This window comes from Bradyrhizobium sp. CCBAU 25360 (assembly GCF_028128695.1).
Classification (GTDB): Bacteria; Pseudomonadota; Alphaproteobacteria; order Rhizobiales; family Xanthobacteraceae; genus Bradyrhizobium; species Bradyrhizobium ottawaense.
Map to the genome: position 1 here is coordinate 19,087 of NZ_LBJA01000045.1, position 19,044 is coordinate 38,130.

The following is a 19,044-nucleotide window of genomic DNA, read 5'->3' on the forward strand; positions in this document are numbered from 1 at the left end:
GAGCAAATTCAGCCGACAAGGGAACAGGGGCGGATCATCAAAAACCGCACCGGCCCGAAGGGAGCGGATATGGAACCGGACCTGGAAGTTGTCCAGATACGGCGCGGCGAGTCGTTCAAGGCGTGGTCGCACGGCTACCCATTCCACACGGTCCGCTGGCATTTCCATCCAGAATACGAGCTGCACCAGGTCGTGGCGACCAGCGGTCGGTATTTCGTCGGCGACTTCATCGGCGAATTCGAACCGGGCAATCTCGTTCTTACCGGCCCCAACCTGCCGCACAATTGGGTGAGCGATCTGCCGGCGGAGACCACCATTCCGCTGCGGGGACGCGTCCTCCAGTTCAGCGAAGAATTCATCGGCGACCTGATAAAGGTCATGCCTGAGCTTTCGGGCCTTGCCTCGCTGCTGGAATTCTCCCGCCGCGGCGCGCTTTTCACCCGCAGCACAAGCGAAGCGGTCGCGCCACTCATGGAGGAGATCGCGACGGCGAACGGTGTGCGCCGGATCGAGCTGTTCCTGATGATCCTGGGAACGCTCTCCCGCGCCCGAAGCGCGCGTCCGCTCTCGAGCCCGAACTATTTGCCTGACCCCTCAGGATACATGTCCGCGGGGATGAACAAGGCGCTCGCCTTCATCCGGCAGAACCTGACGCAGCCTTTCGGTGAAGCCGAGCTTGCGGCCATCGCCGGCCAATCGCAGAGCGCGTTTTCGCGCTCCTTCCGCCGGCACACGGGCATGTCGCTGGTGCAATACGTCAAGCGGCTGCGCATCAATCTCGCCTGCCAGATCTTGATGAGCGACGAGCAGGCGTCGATCACCGACATCTGCTTCGAGGTCGGCTTCAACAATCTCTCCAATTTCAACCGGCAGTTTTTGGCCGAGAAAGGCATGCCGCCTTCGCGCTTTAGGCGATTGCTCGCGCAGAACATCAATTCGGCACGCGCGGCCTAGCCGGCGAAAAAGCAAAGGAGGAGACCACCACGGGAAGAATGACGCGGGCATGCCGATGGCAGCCCGCGACAGGAATCGCTTGTCCAGGAATTCCGCGCGGCTTCGGAGCACCGGCACTCATCGTCGCCGGCGACGGGAGCCGCGAAGGCCCGTCTTCAAGGATCAACCACAGCACTCTAGTTCTGGAAAGGAAAGTCCGAATGAAAAGGTTCTCCCCGAAACATACGGGCACACTGGCCCTGGCCCTGTCGCTGCTTGGCACAACAGCCATGTTCTCGCAGGCCGCAGAGGTGAAGGACGCGACCGTTGCCTTCCTGATGCCGGATCAGGCGTCCACCCGCTACGAACAACATGACTATCCGGGCTTCGCTGCGGAGATGAAGAAGCTCTGCGCAAGTTGCAAGGTGATCTATCAGAACGCCAGTGCTGATGCCACACGGCAGCAACAGCAGTTCAACTCGGTCATCTCGCAGGGCGCCAAGGTGATTGTGCTCGACCCCGTCGACTCGACCGCCGCCGCCTCCCTGGTCAAGATGGCACAGTCGCAGGGCATCAAGGTCATTGCCTATGACCGGCCGGTCCCGGACGCCAAGGTCGATTTCTACGTCTCCTTCGATAACGAAGCCATCGGCAAGGCCATCTCCGAATCGCTCATCAAGCATCTGAAGGCCGCCAACGTCACGGCGAAGGAAGGTGAGGGCGTGCTTGAGATCAATGGATCGCCGACCGATGCCGCCGCGGGGCTCATCAAGAAGGGCATTCACGCCGGTCTCGACAAGAGCGGCTATCCAATTCTCGCCGAATACGACACGCCGGACTGGGCGCCGCCGAAGGCGCAGCAATGGGCGAGCGGCCAGGTCACTCGCTTTGGCAAGAAGATTCTCGGCGTCGTGGCGGCCAATGACGGCACCGGCGGCGGCGCAATTGCCGCCTTCAAGGCCGCTGGCGTCGATCCAGTGCCGCCGGTGACGGGCAACGATGCGACGATCGCCGCGCTTCAGCTCGTCATCGCCGGCGATCAGTACAACACGATCTCCAAGCCCAGTGAGATCGTGGCCGCCGCGGCGGCCCAGGCCGCGGTGAAGTTCCTCTCCGGCGAGACACCCAAGGCGGAAACCACGCTCTTCAATGCGCCGTCGAAGCTGTTCGTGCCGGCGGTCGTCACTCAGGAGAACCTGAAGGCGGAGATCATCGACAAGAAGATCCAGACGGCCGATCAACTCTGCACGGGCCGCTATGCCGCCGGCTGTAAGAAGCTCGGCATCACGCAGTAACTGCGTCCGTCCCGGCCGCTCGCGGCGGCCGGGACGAACGACGAGAGGACGGACTGGCACATGACCACGATCTCGGATGTCGATCACGCGCAGGGCGGACCGCGCAAGCCGGTCTTGAGTCTTCGCGGAATTTCCAAGCATTTCGGCGCCGTGTCCGCCCTGACCAACGTCGATCTCGACGTGCATGCCGGCGAGGTCGTGGCGCTCGTGGGCGACAACGGTGCTGGAAAATCCACGCTGGTGAAGATCCTTGCCGGCGTGCACCAGCCCAGCTCTGGAACGATCGCCTTCGGCGGCGAGCCTGTCACCCTATCCGATCCCGCCGCGGCGCTCGGTCTTGGTATCGCCACCGTGTTCCAGGACCTTGCGCTCTGCGAGAATCTTGATGTGGTCGCAAATATCTTCCTCGGCCGCGAGCTCAATCCGATGCGGCTCGACGAGGTCTCGATGGAGCTCCGCGCCTGGACGCTGCTCAACGAATTGTCGGCGCGGATCCCGAGCGTGCGTGAGCCGGTTGCTTCGCTCTCCGGCGGACAGCGCCAGACCGTGGCGATCGCGCGTTCACTGCTAACCGAGCCGAAGCTCATCCTGCTCGACGAGCCCACCGCCGCGCTCGGCGTCGCCCAAACCGCCGAGGTGCTCGACCTCGTCGAGCGCGTCCGCGCCCGCGGCCTCGGCGTCATCATGATCAGCCACAACATGGAGGACGTCCGCGCGGTCGCGGACCGGATCGTGGTGCTGCGCCTCGGCCGCAACAACGGCGAGTTCGAGCCCGACGCTTCCAACCAGGATCTCGTCACCGCGATCACCGGTGCGGACGAAAACTCGGTCTCGCGCCGCGCCAGCCGGCGCCGGGCCCATCTGTCGCCGGAGCTTGGGCGATGACCGACGACACGCAACAGATTTCGACCGCGCGCCTGCTCGACCGCAGCGACGAGCGGGTCAGGCACGCGGACACGCTCGGCAATACGATCAGCGCCTTTGTGGACCGCGTGCGGTCGGGCGACCTCGGTTCGCTGCCGGTGGTCGTCGGGCTCATCGTCATCTGCACGGCGTTCGAGAGTCTCAATCCTGTTTTTCTGGCGCCTAACAATCTGGTCAATTTGCTGTTCGATTGTTCGACGGTGGGGGTGATCTCGCTGGGCATCGTCTGTATCCTGATGGTCGGCGAGATCGACCTCTCGGTCGGTTCGGTGAGCGGGTTCGCTTCAGCGCTCGTCGGCGTGCTTTGGGTCGGTCAGGATTGGCCCGTCGCTGTGGCGATCGTCACGGCGTTGGTGCTGGGCGCTGCCATCGGCGCGCTCTACGCATTTCTGTTCAATCGCCTGGGGATGCCGAGCTTCGTCTCGACCCTGGCCGGCCTGCTGGGTTGGCTCGGCCTGCAGCTGTATCTGCTCGGCTCCTCGGGCTCGATCAACCTTCCGTACGGATCGCCACTGGTCAATTTCGGGCAGATGCTCGTCATGCCGCCAATCGTGTCCTACGTGCTGGCGGCGGTTGCGAGCCTTGTGATGTTCGTGACCAGCTATCGCACAGCGATGCGCCGGCGGCAGGCGGGGCTATCGGCCAGTTCGCTCGGCCGCATGGTGCTGAAGGCGCTGCTGGTCACCGTCACGCTCGAATTCGTCGTCTATTATCTCAATCTCGGCCGCGGCATTCCGTGGATGTTCGGTCTGTTTGTCGGCCTGTGCGTGGTCATGAACTACGCGTTGACGCGGACCAAATGGGGCCGCTCGATGTCTGCCGTCGGCGGCAATCGCGAGGCGGCCCGCCGGGCCGGCATCAACGTTCGCCGGGTCTATCTGACCGCGTTCGTGCTTTGCTCCACGCTGGCGGCGGCCGGCGGCATTCTTGCCGCGGCGCGGCTGGCATCTTCCAGCCAGCAGGCCGGGACCGGGGATGTGAACCTCAACGCGATCGCCGCCGCGGTCATCGGTGGCACGAGCCTGTTCGGCGGTCGCGGGACCGCCTATTCCGCTCTGCTCGGCGTGATCGTCATCCAGTCCATCGCGAGCGGCCTGACGCTGCTCGATCTCTCCTCGTCGCTGCGGTACATGATTACGGGTGCGGTCCTCGCCATTGCGGTCATTGTCGATTCGCTGGCACGGCGCTCGCGTCTCTCCCATGGCCGAGCTTGAATAACTCGAACAAGAAAAGGACAAGCCTTGGCCCAGGAACTTGCAGGAAAAGTTGCCGCGATCACCGGAGCCGCATCGGGCATCGGTCTCGAATGCGCCAGAGCTTTGATCGGCGCGGGCGCGCGGGTGGTGCTGATCGATCGGGCGGAGGAGGCGCTGAGCAAAGCCTGCGCGGAGCTGGGCGATCAGGCGATTCCGTTACGCATCGACCTCACCGATCCCGAGAGCATGCGAGCCGTGATGCCGCAGGTGCTGGAGAAGGCGGGCCAGCTGGACATCTTCCATGCGAATGCAGGTGCCTATGTCGGCGGTGAGGTGCTTGGCGGCGATCCCGACGCTTGGGACCGCATGCTCAATTTGAACATCAATGCGCTGTTCCGGTCGATCCATGCGGTGCTGCCGCATATGGTCGAACGCAAAAGCGGCGACATCATCGTCACCAGTTCGATCGCAGGTCTCGTCCCCGTCGTCTGGGAGCCGATCTATACCGCCTCCAAGCACGCAGTGCAGGCTTTCGTGCATACGCTGCGCCGCCAGGTCGCCAAACACGGTTTGCGCGTCGGCGCCGTTGCACCCGGTCCGGTCGTGACCGCGCTCATCAAAGACTGGCCCAAAGAGAAGGTCGAGGAAGAAATGGCGGCAGGTGGCTTGATGCAGCCGGTGGAGGTCGCAGAGGCGGTGCTTTTCATGTTGACGCGTCCGAGGAACGTCACCATCCGCGACCTCGTCATTCTGCCGCAGAGCAACGATCTGTAGCTCTCTCCGATTGGCGATCCAGATGACCAAACAATCCGATGACCAACATTTTCTTGGCATCGATGTCGGCACCGGCAGCGCGCGGGCCGGCGTGTTCGATCGCTCGGGCAAGCTCCTTGCGAGTGACAACGCTCCCATCGCACTTTGGCGGGAGCCAGGCGACATCGTCGAGCACTCGAGCGAGGACATCTGGCGTGCCGTATGCCGCAGCGTGCGCGGCGCGGTGGCGCAGGCCGGCATCGCGCCGGACTGCATCGCCGGCATCGGCTTCGACGCGACCTGCTCGCTGGTGGTGCTGGGCGAAGGGGGCGCGCCGCTGCCCGTCGGGCCGTCCGGCGATCCTGCTCGCAATGTCATCGTATGGATGGATCACCGCGCCGCCGATCAGGCTCGCCGGATCAACCAGACGGGCGAGACGGTTCTCGACTATGTCGGCGGAACGATCTCCCCCGAGATGGAGACGCCGAAACTGTTGTGGCTCGCCGAAAACATGCCCGATACGTTTTCCCGTGCGTGGCAATTCATGGACTTGACCGATTTTCTCACCTGGCGTGCGACGGGGAGCCTGTCTCGCTCCATCTGTACCGTGACGTGCAAGTGGACCTATCTGGGCCACGAAAACCGTTGGGACGATCAATTCTTCCGCAGGGTCGGCCTCGGCGTGCTAGCGGACGAGCAGTTCCGGAGGATCGGCACCGAGATCGTGCCCGGCGGAACGAGGCTTGCGGCGGGCCTGACGGCGGAGGCTGCGGCCGATCTCGGACTTGCGACGGGTACGCCGGTCGCTGCCGGCCTCATCGATGCACATGCCGGCGGTGTTGGTACGGTGGGCGCGCGCGGCACGGCGGGCACGGTGCTGACGCGCATGGCCTATGTGTTCGGAACGTCCGCCTGTACCATGACGACCACGCTGGATCCGTCCTTCGTCCCCGGCGTGTGGGGACCCTATTTCTCCGCCATGGTGCCCGGGCTTTGGCTTAATGAAGGCGGGCAGTCGGCCGCCGGCGCTGCCATCGAGCATCTGTTGCAGATGCATCCGCATTCCGCGCAAGCGACGCAGGCGGCACGCCAGAAGCAGCAGACGCTTGCCGATTGGCTCGCTTCGGAAACCGAATCGCGCGGCGGTGACGGAATGATTCCGCAATTGGTCGGCGAGGTTCATGTCGTCCCCGAGTTCCTCGGCAATCGCGCGCCGTTCGCGGACCCCGAAGCGCGTGCGCTGATTGCCGGGCTCGATATGCGCTCGGATCTGGAGAGCTTGCTGGCGCTTTATCTTGCCGGCCTGTGCGGTCTCGGTTGCGGGGCCAGGCAGATCGTTCGCGCCCAGCAGGACAAGGGCATCGCGGTCGATACGATCGTGGTCAGCGGGGGCGCCGCAAAGAGCCGCCTTGTGCGGCAGGTCCTCGCCGATATGACGGGTTTGACGGTGGCTGCGTCGGCATCCCCGGAGGCCGTCCTGCTCGGCTCCGCCATGCTTGGATCAGTTGCATCGGGCGACCATGACAATCTCGGCGAGGCGATGGAGGCGATGTCGGTTCTGGGAGACATCTCTCGACCCCAGGCCGCTCTCGCAGACTGGGCCGATCGGCGCTTTCGAGCTTTCGAGGCCCTGCAGAAGGTCGGTCGGGCAATCAGAAGCGCTTCGTAGCCCATTGCCAGCTGGACCGGGCGTATCCAGGCACGGCTTGCATCCACGTCGGCGCTGCCTGCGTAGGAAAGGGCATTCGCCCCTCTTTCATCATCTCGACACATATGTCATTGTAAGAATACAAATGTATATGACGGGCATTTTTGTCCGGCGAAGGGAGGGCTGCCCATGGGTAGGAAAGTCGCATTCATTGCGGCCTTGTTCGGCGCGTTGGCATTGGTGGGTCCGGCGCAGGCGCGGGTCGAGGTCCAGTGGTGGCACGCCATGAGTGGCGTCCTCGGCGATCGGCTCAATGAGCTGGTCGAGAAGTTCAACAAGTCGCAGGACAAGTACACGATCGTCGCGGTCGCCAAGGGGAACTATGACGAGGTGACCAACGGGGTGATCGCCGCCTATCGCGCCAAGCGGCCGCCGGAGATGGTGCAGATCGCCGAGCGCGGTTACATGACGATGCTGCTTTCAGGGGCCATTGTCCCCGTGCAGGATTTGGTGGAGCAGAAAGGTTACAAGATCGACTTCTCGGACTTCATCAAGCCCGTCGCAAGCTTCTGGAGCTACAAGGGCCGGATGTCGGCGATGCCCTTCAACTCGTCGACGCCGATCTTCTGGTACAACAAGGATCACTTCCAGAAGGCCGGCTTCGACAAGCCGGCCGACACCTGGCAGGAGCTGGAGAAGCAGCTCTACACCATCAAGTCCAAGGGGATCAGCGAGTGCGGCACGGTCCTGCCAGGCGATTTCTACTGGAGCCTGCTCGAGAACTACAGCGCCATCAACAATCAGCCCTACGGTACGCTAGCGAACGGCTTCGACGGGCTCGGCACCGAGTTCGTCTACAACAAGACGAAGGTGGTGTCGCAAGTCGCGCGGCTCAAGAAATGGCTCGATGACGGCGTGATGCAGATCGCGGGTCAGGGCTTCAGTCCGGAACAATTGTTCACGTCGGGGCGGTGCTCGACCTTCGTCAATTCGACCGCCTCGCACGGCAACATCGAGCGCAATGCGACCATCAATTGGAGCGCCACCTTCCTGCCGCACGAGAGCGACATCAATCCGCCTCTCAACAGCACGATCGGGGGTGGGGCCATCTGGGTCATGAAGGGCCACACGCCGGAGCGATACGAGGCCGTCGCAGCCTTTCTGGATTTCGTCGCGCAGCCGGAAACCCAGGTCTGGTGGCATGGCGCAACCGGCTATGTTCCCGCCACCAATCGCGCCTATGCGGTCGCGCGGGAGCGGGGCTACTACAAGGATCATCCGACCAGGGAGATCGCGGTGCTGCAGCTCTCGCGCGGCACGCCGAACGAGAACTCCCGCGGCTTTCGCTTCGGCAACTTCGTGCAGACGATGCTGGCCCAGCGCCAGGAGGTCGAGGCGGTGTTCGCCGGTCAGAAGCAGCCGCAGCAGGCCATGGATGACGCAGTCAAGCGGGGTAACGAGATCCTGCGGCAGTTCGAAAAGCTGAATGCCGGGAAGACTCCGGAAACCGAGCGTCCATGACGTTGCGCCTGTCCATCCCATGGCGCGAGGCACGCGCACCCGTGCTTCATGGAAGGCGCGGGGGTGGTGGGTTCAAGGCCGTGCCGGCGGCAGTCGCCGGCAGCTCGCGTCGGTCGGGCAGAAGGCGGCCGCGTGAGGAGGCCGGACTGAAGCGCGCCAATTTCGGCGACAGTCCGGGCCTGCCGACTTTGCTCTTGCTGCCGCAATTGCTGATCCTGCTGTTCTTCTTCTTCATTCCGTCGCTGCGGGCGCTGATGCAGTCCGTTCTGCTCAGCGATCCGTTCGGGACCAACGTTCAGTTCGTGTGGTTCGACAATTTCAAGACGCTGCTTGCGAGCGGCGACTACCGCCAGTCGATCGCGGTGACGTTCTGGTTCACGGTGGCGCAGAACGTGCTCACATTGGGCAGCGCGCTCGTGCTGGCCTTTGCCACCGACAGGATCGTGCGTGGCCGTTCGGCCTATCGCACGATCATCCTGCTGCCATATGCCATTGCGCCCGCGATCGCCGGCATCCTGTGGGCCTTCCTGTTCAATCCGGCGGTCGGCCCGCTCGCGCAGGTGCTGCACGGGCTCGGTATTGCATGGGACCCCAACCTCAATCCGACCGATGCGCTGATCCTGGTGACACTGGCCGCGTCATGGAAGCACATCTGCTACGATTATATCTTTCTGGTCGTGGGGCTGCTCGCGGTGCCGGTGTCGCTGATGGAGGCTGCCGCCGTGGATGGCGCGGGACCGATCCGCCGCTTCGTCTCGATCGCGCTGCCGATGCTCGGGCCCACCATCTTCTTCCTCACGGTGATGAATTTCATCTATGGCTTCTTCGAAACCTTCGCCATCATCGATGCCGTAACCAAAGGCGGCCCGGCCGGTGCAACCAACATTCTGGTCTACAAGGTCTTCGTCGACGGCTTCGTCAATCTCGATCTCGGCTCTTCGGCTGCACAGTCGGTTCTCTTGATGAGCTTTGCGCTGATCTGCACGCTGCTGCAATTCCGCTACTTCGACCGCAAGGTCAATTACGGGGTCTAGCCGCATGGTGGAACGCTCACCCGTCCTTAACATGCTCTGCCACGCGATCCTGATCGCGGGCGCACTGACGGTCTGCATACCCCTGTATTTCGCGTTCGTGGCCGGCTCGCTCACGGTGGCCGAGGTGCAGAAGGTGCCGTTGCCATGGCTGCCGGGAGGCCAGTTCTTCGACAATCTGCAGCTGGCCTGGAGCAAGGGCAATTTCAGCCGCACCTTCACGAATTCGATTATCGTGGCGCTCGGCATCACGGCCGGCAAGATCGCGGTATCGCTGCTCTCCGCCTTCGCCATCACCTACTTCCGATTCCGCTATCGAATGCTCGCATTCTGGCTGATCTTCATGTCGCTGATGCTGCCGATCGAGGTCCGGATCGTGCCGACCTTCGAAGCCGTGGCAAATGCCGCGCTGCCGCTGCAATGGCTCTTGGATACGCTGCGTGTCGCCGATCTCTGGCGCTGGATCAGCGGGCACGAGGTCGCGATCGCGCTCGAATGGAACATGGTCAACACCTATCCGGGGCTGATCCTTCCGCTGATCGCCTCGGCCACCGCCACGTTCCTGTTTCGCCAATTCTTCCTGACGATCCCGGAGGAGCTGTGCGAGGCGGCGAGGCTGGATGGCGCCTCGCCGCTGCACTTCTTCTGGAGCATCCTGCTGCCGCTATCCGTGCCGAACATGGTGGCGCTCGCCATCATCCTGTTCCTGTTCGGCTGGAATCAATATCTCTGGCCTTTGCTGTTCACGACCGATAAGGAGATGGCAACGGCGGTCATTGCGTTGAAGGGCCTGATTCCCCGCTCCGACAGCGAGCCAGCCTGGAACATCGCCATGAGTGGTGCGCTCCTCACGATGTTGCCGCCGGTGTTGGTCGTCCTGCTGTTGCAACGCTGGTTCATCAAGGGTCTTGTCGACAGCAGCAAATAGGGACTGATCATGGTTTTCATCGCCGGGCATCGCGGCGGACGCAATCTTTGGCCAGAGAACAGCCTGACGGGCTTCCGCAACCTGTGCAGGGAAGGGGTCGACGCAGTCGAGTTCGACGTCCATCAGAGCACGGATGGCGGTGTCGTCGTGATCCATGATCCGCTGCTCGACCGCACCACATTCGAGAGCGGACCGGTGGGCGAGCGCAGCCTGCAACGCTTGACGGCAATGCGTCTTCGTGATGCGGGCGATGAGTGCATTCCGACCTTGGACGAGGTGCTCGACGTGTTCAGCGAAACCACGCTTGAGCTCCACATCGAGATCAAGACGGATGCGCTTGGCAATTCCTATTCGGGCCTCGAAGCGAGGCTGATCGACCAGATCAAGCGCCGGGGCCTGGAACGGCGTGCAATCATCACCTGCTTCGTGCCCGGCGTGATCGAGACCGTGCTCCGGCTGTGGCCGGAGGCGCGGGTGCTCGTTTCGCTCGACCGTCGTTCGGCGGAGATGATGGGCGGAATTGAGCCTGCGCTGACGCGATTGGCCGCCATTCCCGGCTGCATTGTCGCGGTCGAAAAATCACTCCTGGGGCTCGCGTTGCCGCTCGCCCTCAAGGTGCTCGGATCCGAGCGCCTTGGCGCATGGGTGACTAACGAGCCGGAGGATATCGCCTATTGGCTCTCGCAACCGGTGCGGCAGATCACGACCGATCGGCCGGATATCGCCGTGAGCATTCGCCGCAGGCTCGAAACGATGCCGGCGCGCCCATGATTCCCCGCCGCCGCTTTCTCGTGGGATCGCTGGCGAGCGCCGCCTTGGCTGCACCCGCCGGGTTCGTGCGGGGAGCGCCGGTTTCGTTCAGCGCGGATCCGTTCACGCTCGGTGTTGCGTCCGGATGCCCGCGGGAGGATCGCGTCATCCTGTGGACCCGCCTTGCTCCGCAGCCGCTCGAGGGCGGCGGCATGCGGGACGCGGCAGTGGACGTCGAATGGCAGGTTGCGGAGGACGAGGCCTTCTCGCGCATCGCCTCCCGCGGCGTCGTGCGGACGACCGCGGAGCTTGCGCATTCCGTGCATGCCGAGGCGACGGGGCTGCTGCCGGACCGCGTCTACCTGTATCGCTTCCGCGCCGGCCCGGCGCTCAGCCCGGTCGGACGCACCCGAACCGCGCCCGCCAGGGCGGCGCGGCCTTTACGTTTTGCTTTCGCATCCTGCCAGCAATACGAGCAAGGCTATTTTACCGCCTACCGCGACATGGCCGCGCGTGATCTCGACCTCGTCGTACATCTGGGCGACTATATCTACGAGAAATCCTGGGGATCGCGCCACGTCCGCCAGCATGGCGTCGGAATTCCGACGACGCTCGAGGAATTCCGCAACCGCTACGCGCTCTACAAGAGCGATCCCGACCTGCAAGCCGCGCACGCTGCCTTTCCCTGGCTTTCGGTCTGGGACGACCACGAGGTGATGGACGATTATGCCAATGATCGCTCCTATACGGCGCGCGATGCTGCTCAGTTCCTCAAGATCCGTGCGGCAGCCTATCAGGCCTATTACGAGCACATGCCGCTGCCTCCCTCGGCGCGCCCGCGCGGCGCCGACGCCACGATCTATGAACACTATCGCTTCGGCGAGATGCTCGACGTGCTGCTGCTCGACGACCGGCAATATCGCTCGGCATCGGCCTGCGTCGGAAGCGGGCGTCCGACCTGGGTGGCTGACTGTGCGAGCCGGACGGATGAAGCGCGGACAATGCTCGGCGAACAACAGGAACAGTGGCTCGATGCCCGCCTGCGCGACTGTCGCGGCCGTTGGACGATCGTCGCGCAGCAGACATTGATGGCGCAGGACAAGCGGGAAGGGGACGATGGTGCTCACTTCTGGATGGACGGCTGGGACGGCTATCCCAACGCCCGCCGCCGTCTCCTCGATTCGCTCGTGGCGCAACGCCGACGCAATCCGATCGTGATCGGCGGCGACCGTCACGCCTTCTTTGCCGCCGATCTGAAGCATGATTTCGCCCGGCCAGATCGACCGACCATTGCGACCGAGTTCGTCGGCACGTCGATCACCTCAGACGGTCCGAGCGAAGCCAGCGTGCGCAAGGCGCTGGCGGAGAATCCGCATCTGGTCTACGCGCGAGGCGACAAGCGCGGCTATGCGACCGTGGAGCTCGACGCCCGGCGTTGCACTGTGGGATTCGAGGCGCTCGACGACGTCAAGGATGCCGCGAGCGCGGTGCGCCGGCTGACGAGCTTTGTGGTCGAGGATGGCGTGCCGGGCGCGAAGGCCGCATGACGAAATCCGCATCGCAGAGATTTGACGACCAACGAAAGATCGCCTCAAATGCTCCGACGTCTGACTGTGCCTTGGGGCCGCTGCGGGGGGCTGCGCCGTGACTGATCAAACCATCCTGCGGGTCGCTTGGCTCTACTACATGGAGAACCTGACCCAGGCCGAGATCGGCGAGCGGCTGGGGCTGACCCGCGCCCGCGTCAATCGCATGCTGTCGGATGCCCGGCAGACCGGTATCGTCAACATCCGCCTCAACTCCGCCTTTGCGAGCTGCACGGAGCTGGAGCACCGCCTGCGCCGGGAATGCGGTCTGGAGGACGCGGTCGTCATCCCGAGCCCGGGGAATCCCGAGCAGGTCGGCAGCCTGATCGGGATGGCGGCGGGCGCGTATTTATCGAAATTCCTCGAACAGAAGCGGCCGCGCATCATCGGTATCGGATGGGGCGCGACCTTGCGTGAGACCATCCGTTACGTCACGCCGGCGGACTATCCCGAGCTCTCCATCGTCTCCATGATGGGGGGCCTGTCGCGGGGACTCGAGCTCAACACCTTCGAGATTGCGGGCGAGCTCGCGCACCGGCTGCACGCCCAGTGCAGCTATCTGGCCGCCCCGATCTTTGTCAGCAGCCGGCGCTCGCGCGACACCTTCCTGGCCCAGGAGGTCTATCAGGAGGTGCTGAACAGCGTTGAGAAGATCGATCTAGCGCTGTTGAGCATGGGAGATCTGACGCCGCGCTCGCTGCTGATGCGGCATGGGCTGCCGCCGGACGTTCGTGCCGAGCACCTGCGGGCGGCAGGCGCCGTCGGCGACGTCCTGGCGCAATTTCTCGACAAGACCGGCCGGCCCATAGATCACGGCATCAACAGCCGCGCCATTGCGCTGCCGCTCGAGAAGCTGGCGCGCGTGCCGACGTCGATGCTGATCGCCGGGGGGCTCAACAAGGCGCCGATCATCGCCGCGGTGCTGCGCGGGCGGATCGGCAAGGTGCTGGTGACGGACGAGAACACCGCCGTCGCCGCGCTGAAACTGATCGACAAGCAGAAATAGCCGCTTTCTCACAACGAAGAGGGGATCCACGCCTTCGGCACCGAGGGCGCGAGGCCCCGTGCGCGCCGAACGGCGTGCAAAAGCATTTGTCACTTAAGGATTACATATGTAATATGAGGGAGACAACTGCTCAGAAGGATGGCGTCGACATGCGCGCTGCGGTGCTCCAGGACATTCGTGACATCCGCGTCCTCGATATCCCCGAGCCGAAGCCGCTCGCGGAGGACGAACTCATCATCCGCGTCAAGGCTGTCGGCGTTTGCGGCAGCGATTTGCATTCCTATCTCGAGGGCGGAACAACTGGCCCGACCCAAGTCAGGCCGTTCGTCCTGGGCCATGAGTTCTCGGGTGTCCTCACGCCGGACTCGGCGCGAAAAGCGGGGTTCTCGGCCGACGCTTTGGTGGCGGTCGATCCTTCCATTCCCTGCGGCCGTTGCGAATGGTGTCACCGCGGTCACACCAATCTCTGCCCCAACGTGAAATTCCTGGGCTACGCGCCTCACAACGGCGCCATGGCCGAATTCGTCTGTGTGCCCCGATCCGCCGTGCATCTGGTGCCTGACAGCATCGACCCGGCCGGCGCGGCGATCCTGGAGACGCTTGGCGTCGCGATCCATGCGATGGATCTGGCGCGCCCGCGGCTTCTGGAAAGCGTGGCCGTGCTCGGCTGCGGGCCGGTGGGATTGCTGCTCGTGCAACTGGCGCGGCTTGCAGGTAGCGGAAAGATCATCGCGATCGACCCTGTCGAGCAGCGTACTGCACTGGCCTGCGACCTCGGGGCGGACGTGGCGTGCCGCAGCTACGCCGAGGTCGGGGACGCCACCGAAGGCCGCGGCGTCGATCTGGTGATCGAGGCAACCGACTCATCGCACGGCTTCGAGCATGCGGCGCGCTGCGCCCGCATCGGTGGCCGGGTCGTCCTCGTCGGCATCCCGGAGAATAATCAGTACGTCCTCAGCGGCGCGGAGTCGCGTCGAAAGGGCCTGTCGATCAAGTTTTCACGGCGCATGCCGGAAGTTTATCCGCGCGCCATCGCGCTTGCGCAAGGCGGGCAGGTCAAGCTGGCGCCGCTGGCCACGCATCGTTTCTCGCTCGACCAGACGCCTGCCGCGTTCGAGCAGCAGGTCGCGCGGCGCGACGGCATCATCAAGGCAATCATCTGCCCGTAGATTGAGCGCTCTCTCGCAAGTGCTCGGCAGGACGGGTGCCAATGGCGAAATCGTCGAAGCTGGTCGTCGCAAGAAAGGGACGCGTCCTGATGGTCAGACGCAGGCGCGACGGGCTCTGGATGTTTCCCGGCGGCCGAAGGCGAGCAGGCGAGAGCGACAGGAGTTGCCTTCGTCGCGAGATCAAGGAGGAGCTTCCCAAGCTGAAGCTCGGGCCGTTGAAACTATGGAAGGAAGTGAAAGCGAGAAAGAGCCGAACCGGCCGGCGGATGAGTGATGCGATCTTCCTGGCCAAGAAGGTGTCGGGGCGCCTGAAGGTCGGCGACAAGAAGGAGATCGATCGAGCGGTTTGGCGCAAGCCGCGCGGCGCCAGACTGACCCCGACGTCGCGCTACATCCGCGATAAGCTGTTTCCGAGATAAAACTCCGTCATCGCAGCGCCTGGCGCAGGAGAGTCAGCAGTTCCTCATGGATCAATCCGTTGGAGGCGATCTTGTCGAGATCGTCGTTGCGGCACGGGCGCCCCGTCAGTGTCGTGACCTTCCCGCCCCCGGCCCACACCATCGGCAACGCGGCAGCGTGCGAAACGATGTCGGCTTTCAATGAGACAAAGCCGTCCAGGCGACCCGAGGCCACCATCGTCGTCTCGAAGGCGCCCGAGACGACGATACGCACGCCGCGCGCCACTTTGCCGAGCAGTTCGATTACACGCGTCGTCCGCTGGACTTCGTCGGGCGAGAAATGCGAGGTCAGAATCACCGAGACGACCGCATCTGACAGCGAACGCGTCGTGGAGACGCGGGCGGGCACGCCATCGATCGTTGCGCCTGCCCCCGCGAGATAGCGCGCAGTCAGTCCGATCTTGGGAGCGTTGATCAGGCCAAGTTTCGTCTCACCGTCGACCTCGTAGGCGACCGTCACGGAAAACCACGGCAGTCCCTGCGCGTAGTTGATCGTGCCGTCGAGCGGATCGATGATCCAGCGCGCCGCATTGTCCCCTTGGCTCGCGCCGCTCTCCTCGGCCAGGATGCCGGCATCCGGCGTCAGCGCCTTCAAGCCCGCGACGACGACCGCCTCGGAGGCAAGATCCGCCTCGGTGACGATATCGAGCCCGTCCTTGCGCTCTGTGCGTAGCGGCGTGGATTGCATCGCGACCAGCCTGGCTGCAGCCTCAGCAACGACGGCCTCTGCGCGCCATAGCAGCGTTGGAAGGCTCTTGCGCTCCTCGGTTCCCGGATCGTCCCGATCGGGCGCGATGTCGAACGGACGACCAAAGTCTCCGATCGGGACGAGATGGCTGCTGATGCCCATGTCCGGCCGCCAACAGTGCAAGGCAAATCCCGGCGGCTCCTTGATGAAGCGGTTACCGCGACCTGGCCGCAGGTCGAGCGCGACCTGGTGCGCCGTGCTCGGCGCCACATAGCCCACGGTCCCCGCGTAGCGCACCGTGATCGAGCGGTGATAGTGACCGCACAGCACACGTTCGGTGTCCGGATGGTCCTTGATGATTGCGTTGAGCGCTGTAGCGTCGCTGATACCCAGCTCGTCCATTCCGTCGGCTCCGACGAGGAACGGCGGATGATGAATGATAATGACCGTCGGCTTGCTGGGGCCTTCCGCGAGCACTTCGCGCAGCCATTGTTGCCGCGCCGCGCAGAAGGTCCCGTGGATATGTCCGACCTCGACGCTGTCGAGGAAAATCAGCCGGACCGGGAATTCATCCACGACAAAGTTGATGAAGCCGTCGGACGGAAGATAGCGGTGGCGTGGTCGCAGCGACCGTATGAACTGCTCGCGCCGGTCGTGGTTGCCGGGAATGACGAATACCGGCATCGGCAGCCTTGCCAGGCCGGCGGCGACAATCTCGTATTCCTCCTCGAGCCCGCAGTCGGTCAGATCGCCGCTGACCACGACGCAGTCGGGTTGCGGACCGAGGTTCAGCACGGCGTCGATCGCGTCGTGAAACATCGCGTTGGTATCGATGTCTCCGTAAGCTTTCCTGCCATGCGGACGCACATGGAAATCGCTCAGCTGGGCAATGATGAACACGGGAGTCCTGTTCCGGGGAGAAGGGCCTTTAACAGCGCTTGGTCACCTGCTGTGGGCGGCTGTCCGTTGCTTACGAACTCTTCATCAAGGCGTTGCTTTCCTTGACCATGCGATCGAGCCCGGCCTCGGCGGTCGTCTCGCCGCGCATGACGGCATGGATGATCTCGCGCTGCGTGCGCCAGATCTTCACGGACTGTCCGCCCGGATAGCCCTGCCATGGCTTCGCGCGCTCGATCTGCTGCGACACGGTGCGGAAATTCGGGTTCTTGTCGTAAAACGGAGCCAGGAAGTCGGGCCCCGAGGCGCGCAAATTGGTCGGCATGTAGCCCGTGGTCTCCACCACGATTTTCTGCGCTTCAGGTCCGCTCACGAATTTCAGGAACTCCCAGGCGGCCCGCTGCTTCGCCGGATCTTTCGCCGTGATGATTGCCGCGTTGCCGCCGGTGGGCAGCCCACCTTTCTGCTTGTCGTCGATCGGGAAGGTGCAGGTGCGCAAGGTGAACTTGTCGCCGATCAGATCCGTGACCTGGCGCAACCGGGCCGGCGTGTCGGCGAAGATGCCGATTTTCCCGGCGATGAACTGCTGGCGCGAGGAGTCCCAATCGATCAGCGGCATCTTGGCATCGGCCACGAACCGCCGGCAGTGGACCAGAGCCTTCAGCCCGGCATCCTTGCCGAAACCGGCAGTGGTTTCCGACGCGTCGAGCATCTGCCCGCCACCTTGCAGGATCAGGGAACGGAACAGCCAGTCGTCGGGCCAGTCATGGATGTTATAGGCTATTCCGGCGACATCGGGTCCCTTGCTCTTGATGTTGACGGCGAGCGCGATCATGTCCGTCCAGTTGTCGGGCATCCTGTCCGGATCGCCGCCCGCCTCCTTCACGAGCTGCGTGTTGAAATAGATGACCGGCAGCGACGCATTGAATGCGAGGCCGTAGATCTTGCCGTCGACCGCCCCGAGGGCCAGGATTCCGTCGGAATAGTTGGCCTTGCGCCAGGCGGCGTCCTCCTTCTGCAGCAGCGAGGCGACCTCGGTGATCTGGTTGCGTTTCACCAGCGTGCGCACGAGCTCAGCGAGGAGGTGATAACCCGAATAGTAGACGTCGGGCAGCTGGTTGGTGACGGCCTGCCGCAGCATAGTCTGATGACCTTCGTCATAGCTCGCCGCCGGCGCCCGGAACTGGATCTTGATGCCCGACTGCCGCTTCATGAACTCCTGGGCGATCGGCTCATGGAATTTCGCGAAGGCAGGAAAGGCATAAAGGACATCCAGCGTAACGTCCTGCGCGTGGGCCGATCGCGTCAGGAGCGGGCTTGAAAGCGCGGTCGTCCCAACGGCCGCGGCGCTTTTCAGGAGGTCTCGGCGATGCAGCATGACGGTGTCTCCCTAGCGGATGTTGAAGTCATTTGATTCCGGTCATCGTGATGCCGGCAAGGAAATGCCGCCGCGCGATCAGGAACGCGATGACCAGCGGCGCCGTGATGATGGTGGCGCCGGCGGCGAGCGCCCCGTAATTCGAGCCCAACTCGGAATCGGCGAAATACATCATGCCGAGCGGCGGCGTCGCGAGCTTGGTGTCGGAGACGACGATGAGCGGCCAATACAGGTCGTTCCAGTGCGCCACGACAGAGAAGATCGAAAACGCCGCGATCGCCGGCCATGCGCTCGGCACGACGATGCGCCACACGATTTCGAACTCACCGACGCCGTCGAGCCGCGCGGCCTGGATGATCTCATCCGGATAGGACTTGAAGAACTGGCGGAACAGGAAAATCGCGAACACCGACAGGAAGAAGGGCATCATCATCGAGAGGTAGGTGTTGAGGATGCCGAGTTCGGCGAACGCGATGTAGAGCGGGAGCGAGGGCGCCTGGACCGGAATGCAGAGTCCGAGCAGGACCAGCGAAAACAGGATCGGCCGTCCCGGAAACTTCAGCTTGGCGAGCGCATAGGCGCAGGGAATTGCGACCAGCAGCTGGACGACGAGGATTCCGCCGCAGACGATGAGTCCGTTGAGCAGAAAACGCAGCAGTGGCGCGGTGCTCAGGGCAGATTCGAAATTCTGCCATCCGTAGAACTGGCGCGGCCAGAGCCGGAACGTTGCCTCGAAGATCTCGCCCGGCGGCTTGATCGCGCTCGTCAGCATGAAAACGAACGGCAGCAGCATGAAGACGGCGCCGCCGATCAGCACCGCATGGACGAGCGCAAGCGACACGAGGCGCCGCATCCGGATCGCCACCGGCGTCGGCGGGCGAGT

General features: G+C 63.7%; 17 protein-coding genes. 14 read left to right on the forward strand and 3 right to left on the reverse strand.

Going from position 1 to position 19,044, the window contains the following annotated elements:
- The first annotated feature begins 69 nt into the window (after positions 1 to 69).
- The 14 genes from XH81_RS34190 (at position 70) to XH81_RS34255 (ending at position 15,159) form a co-directional block, all read left to right on the forward strand.
- Positions 70 to 954, forward strand: a complete 885-nt coding sequence (locus tag XH81_RS34190) for an AraC family transcriptional regulator (RefSeq protein ID WP_028145362.1) — start codon at positions 70 to 72, stop codon at positions 952 to 954.
- 200 nt (positions 955 to 1,154) lie between these two features.
- Positions 1,155 to 2,228 (forward strand): ABC transporter substrate-binding protein, encoded by a 1,074-nt coding sequence (locus XH81_RS34195; protein WP_028145361.1) that lies wholly within the window; start codon positions 1,155 to 1,157, stop codon positions 2,226 to 2,228.
- A 60-nt stretch (positions 2,229 to 2,288) separates the two neighbouring features.
- Positions 2,289 to 3,113: an ATP-binding cassette domain-containing protein gene (locus XH81_RS34200; RefSeq protein ID WP_038974191.1), complete on the forward strand. Its 825-nt coding sequence runs from the start codon at positions 2,289 to 2,291 to the stop codon at positions 3,111 to 3,113.
- Entirely contained in the window at positions 3,110 to 4,366 is a 1,257-nt protein-coding gene (locus XH81_RS34205) for a sugar ABC transporter permease (RefSeq protein ID WP_271596789.1), read from the forward strand. Before XH81_RS34200 ends, XH81_RS34205 begins: the two co-directional genes overlap by 4 nt.
- A 27-nt stretch (positions 4,367 to 4,393) precedes the next feature.
- Positions 4,394 to 5,122: an SDR family oxidoreductase gene (locus XH81_RS34210; protein ID WP_028145358.1), complete on the forward strand. Its 729-nt coding sequence runs from the start codon at positions 4,394 to 4,396 to the stop codon at positions 5,120 to 5,122.
- Between the two features lie 22 nt (positions 5,123 to 5,144).
- On the forward strand, positions 5,145 to 6,770 hold the full coding sequence (locus XH81_RS34215) for an FGGY-family carbohydrate kinase (RefSeq protein ID WP_028145357.1): 1,626 nt from the start codon (positions 5,145 to 5,147) through the stop codon (positions 6,768 to 6,770).
- A gap of 168 nt (positions 6,771 to 6,938) precedes the next feature.
- The gene (locus XH81_RS34220) at positions 6,939 to 8,270 is read left to right on the forward strand and encodes an extracellular solute-binding protein (RefSeq protein WP_063615352.1); all 1,332 of its coding nucleotides are present in this window, start codon (positions 6,939 to 6,941) and stop codon (positions 8,268 to 8,270) included.
- Positions 8,267 to 9,304, forward strand: coding sequence for an ABC transporter permease subunit (locus XH81_RS34225; protein WP_080670316.1), 1,038 nt, complete (start codon positions 8,267 to 8,269; stop codon positions 9,302 to 9,304). The genes XH81_RS34220 and XH81_RS34225 overlap by 4 nt, the downstream gene beginning before the upstream one ends.
- A gap of 4 nt (positions 9,305 to 9,308) precedes the next feature.
- Complete coding sequence (locus XH81_RS34230; RefSeq protein ID WP_028145354.1) at positions 9,309 to 10,229, forward strand: ABC transporter permease subunit; 921 nt, start codon at positions 9,309 to 9,311, stop codon at positions 10,227 to 10,229.
- A gap of 9 nt (positions 10,230 to 10,238) precedes the next feature.
- Positions 10,239 to 11,000, forward strand: coding sequence for a glycerophosphodiester phosphodiesterase family protein (locus XH81_RS34235; protein ID WP_028145353.1), 762 nt, complete (start codon positions 10,239 to 10,241; stop codon positions 10,998 to 11,000).
- The gene (locus tag XH81_RS34240; protein ID WP_028145352.1) at positions 10,997 to 12,526 is read left to right on the forward strand and encodes an alkaline phosphatase D family protein; all 1,530 of its coding nucleotides are present in this window, start codon (positions 10,997 to 10,999) and stop codon (positions 12,524 to 12,526) included. The genes XH81_RS34235 and XH81_RS34240 overlap by 4 nt, the downstream gene beginning before the upstream one ends.
- Positions 12,527 to 12,623: 97 nt before the next feature.
- Complete coding sequence (locus tag XH81_RS34245; RefSeq protein ID WP_197905462.1) at positions 12,624 to 13,571, forward strand: sugar-binding transcriptional regulator; 948 nt, start codon at positions 12,624 to 12,626, stop codon at positions 13,569 to 13,571.
- Positions 13,572 to 13,720: 149 nt separating this feature from the next.
- Complete coding sequence (locus XH81_RS34250; RefSeq protein ID WP_028145350.1) at positions 13,721 to 14,740, forward strand: zinc-dependent alcohol dehydrogenase; 1,020 nt, start codon at positions 13,721 to 13,723, stop codon at positions 14,738 to 14,740.
- Positions 14,741 to 14,781: 41 nt separating this feature from the next.
- Positions 14,782 to 15,159, forward strand: a complete 378-nt coding sequence (locus XH81_RS34255; RefSeq protein WP_028145349.1) for an NUDIX hydrolase — start codon at positions 14,782 to 14,784, stop codon at positions 15,157 to 15,159.
- A 7-nt stretch (positions 15,160 to 15,166) separates the two neighbouring features.
- On the opposite strand, the gene XH81_RS34260 is transcribed toward XH81_RS34255, so the two are convergent.
- From XH81_RS34260 to XH81_RS34270, 3 genes are all read right to left on the reverse strand, one after another.
- The gene (locus XH81_RS34260; RefSeq protein WP_063615351.1) at positions 15,167 to 16,786 is read right to left on the reverse strand and encodes an inositol monophosphatase family protein; all 1,620 of its coding nucleotides are present in this window, start codon (positions 16,784 to 16,786) and stop codon (positions 15,167 to 15,169) included.
- A gap of 70 nt (positions 16,787 to 16,856) precedes the next feature.
- Complete coding sequence (locus tag XH81_RS34265) at positions 16,857 to 18,161, reverse strand: ABC transporter substrate-binding protein (RefSeq protein WP_038974189.1); 1,305 nt, start codon at positions 18,159 to 18,161, stop codon at positions 16,857 to 16,859.
- Between the two features lie 28 nt (positions 18,162 to 18,189).
- Entirely contained in the window at positions 18,190 to 19,014 is an 825-nt protein-coding gene (locus XH81_RS34270; protein ID WP_028145347.1) for a carbohydrate ABC transporter permease, read from the reverse strand.
- Positions 19,015 to 19,044 lie beyond the last annotated feature (30 nt).

Coding starts and splice junctions, on each gene's coding strand:
- XH81_RS34190 (WP_028145362.1), top strand. CDS start 70: ATGGAACCGGACCTGGAAGTTGTCCAGATACGGCGCGGCGAGTCGTTC.
- XH81_RS34195 (WP_028145361.1), top strand. CDS start 1,155: ATGAAAAGGTTCTCCCCGAAACATACGGGCACACTGGCCCTGGCCCTG.
- XH81_RS34200 (WP_038974191.1), top strand. CDS start 2,289: ATGACCACGATCTCGGATGTCGATCACGCGCAGGGCGGACCGCGCAAG.
- XH81_RS34205 (WP_271596789.1), top strand. CDS start 3,110: ATGACCGACGACACGCAACAGATTTCGACCGCGCGCCTGCTCGACCGC.
- XH81_RS34215 (WP_028145357.1), top strand. CDS start 5,145: ATGACCAAACAATCCGATGACCAACATTTTCTTGGCATCGATGTCGGC.
- XH81_RS34220 (WP_063615352.1), top strand. CDS start 6,939: ATGGGTAGGAAAGTCGCATTCATTGCGGCCTTGTTCGGCGCGTTGGCA.
- XH81_RS34225 (WP_080670316.1), top strand. CDS start 8,267: ATGACGTTGCGCCTGTCCATCCCATGGCGCGAGGCACGCGCACCCGTG.
- XH81_RS34230 (WP_028145354.1), top strand. CDS start 9,309: ATGGTGGAACGCTCACCCGTCCTTAACATGCTCTGCCACGCGATCCTG.
- XH81_RS34235 (WP_028145353.1), top strand. CDS start 10,239: ATGGTTTTCATCGCCGGGCATCGCGGCGGACGCAATCTTTGGCCAGAG.
- XH81_RS34240 (WP_028145352.1), top strand. CDS start 10,997: ATGATTCCCCGCCGCCGCTTTCTCGTGGGATCGCTGGCGAGCGCCGCC.
- XH81_RS34250 (WP_028145350.1), top strand. CDS start 13,721: ATGCGCGCTGCGGTGCTCCAGGACATTCGTGACATCCGCGTCCTCGAT.
- XH81_RS34255 (WP_028145349.1), top strand. CDS start 14,782: ATGGCGAAATCGTCGAAGCTGGTCGTCGCAAGAAAGGGACGCGTCCTG.
- XH81_RS34265 (WP_038974189.1), bottom strand. CDS start 18,161: ATGCTGCATCGCCGAGACCTCCTGAAAAGCGCCGCGGCCGTTGGGACG.
- XH81_RS34270 (WP_028145347.1), bottom strand. CDS start 19,014: ATGCGGCGCCTCGTGTCGCTTGCGCTCGTCCATGCGGTGCTGATCGGC.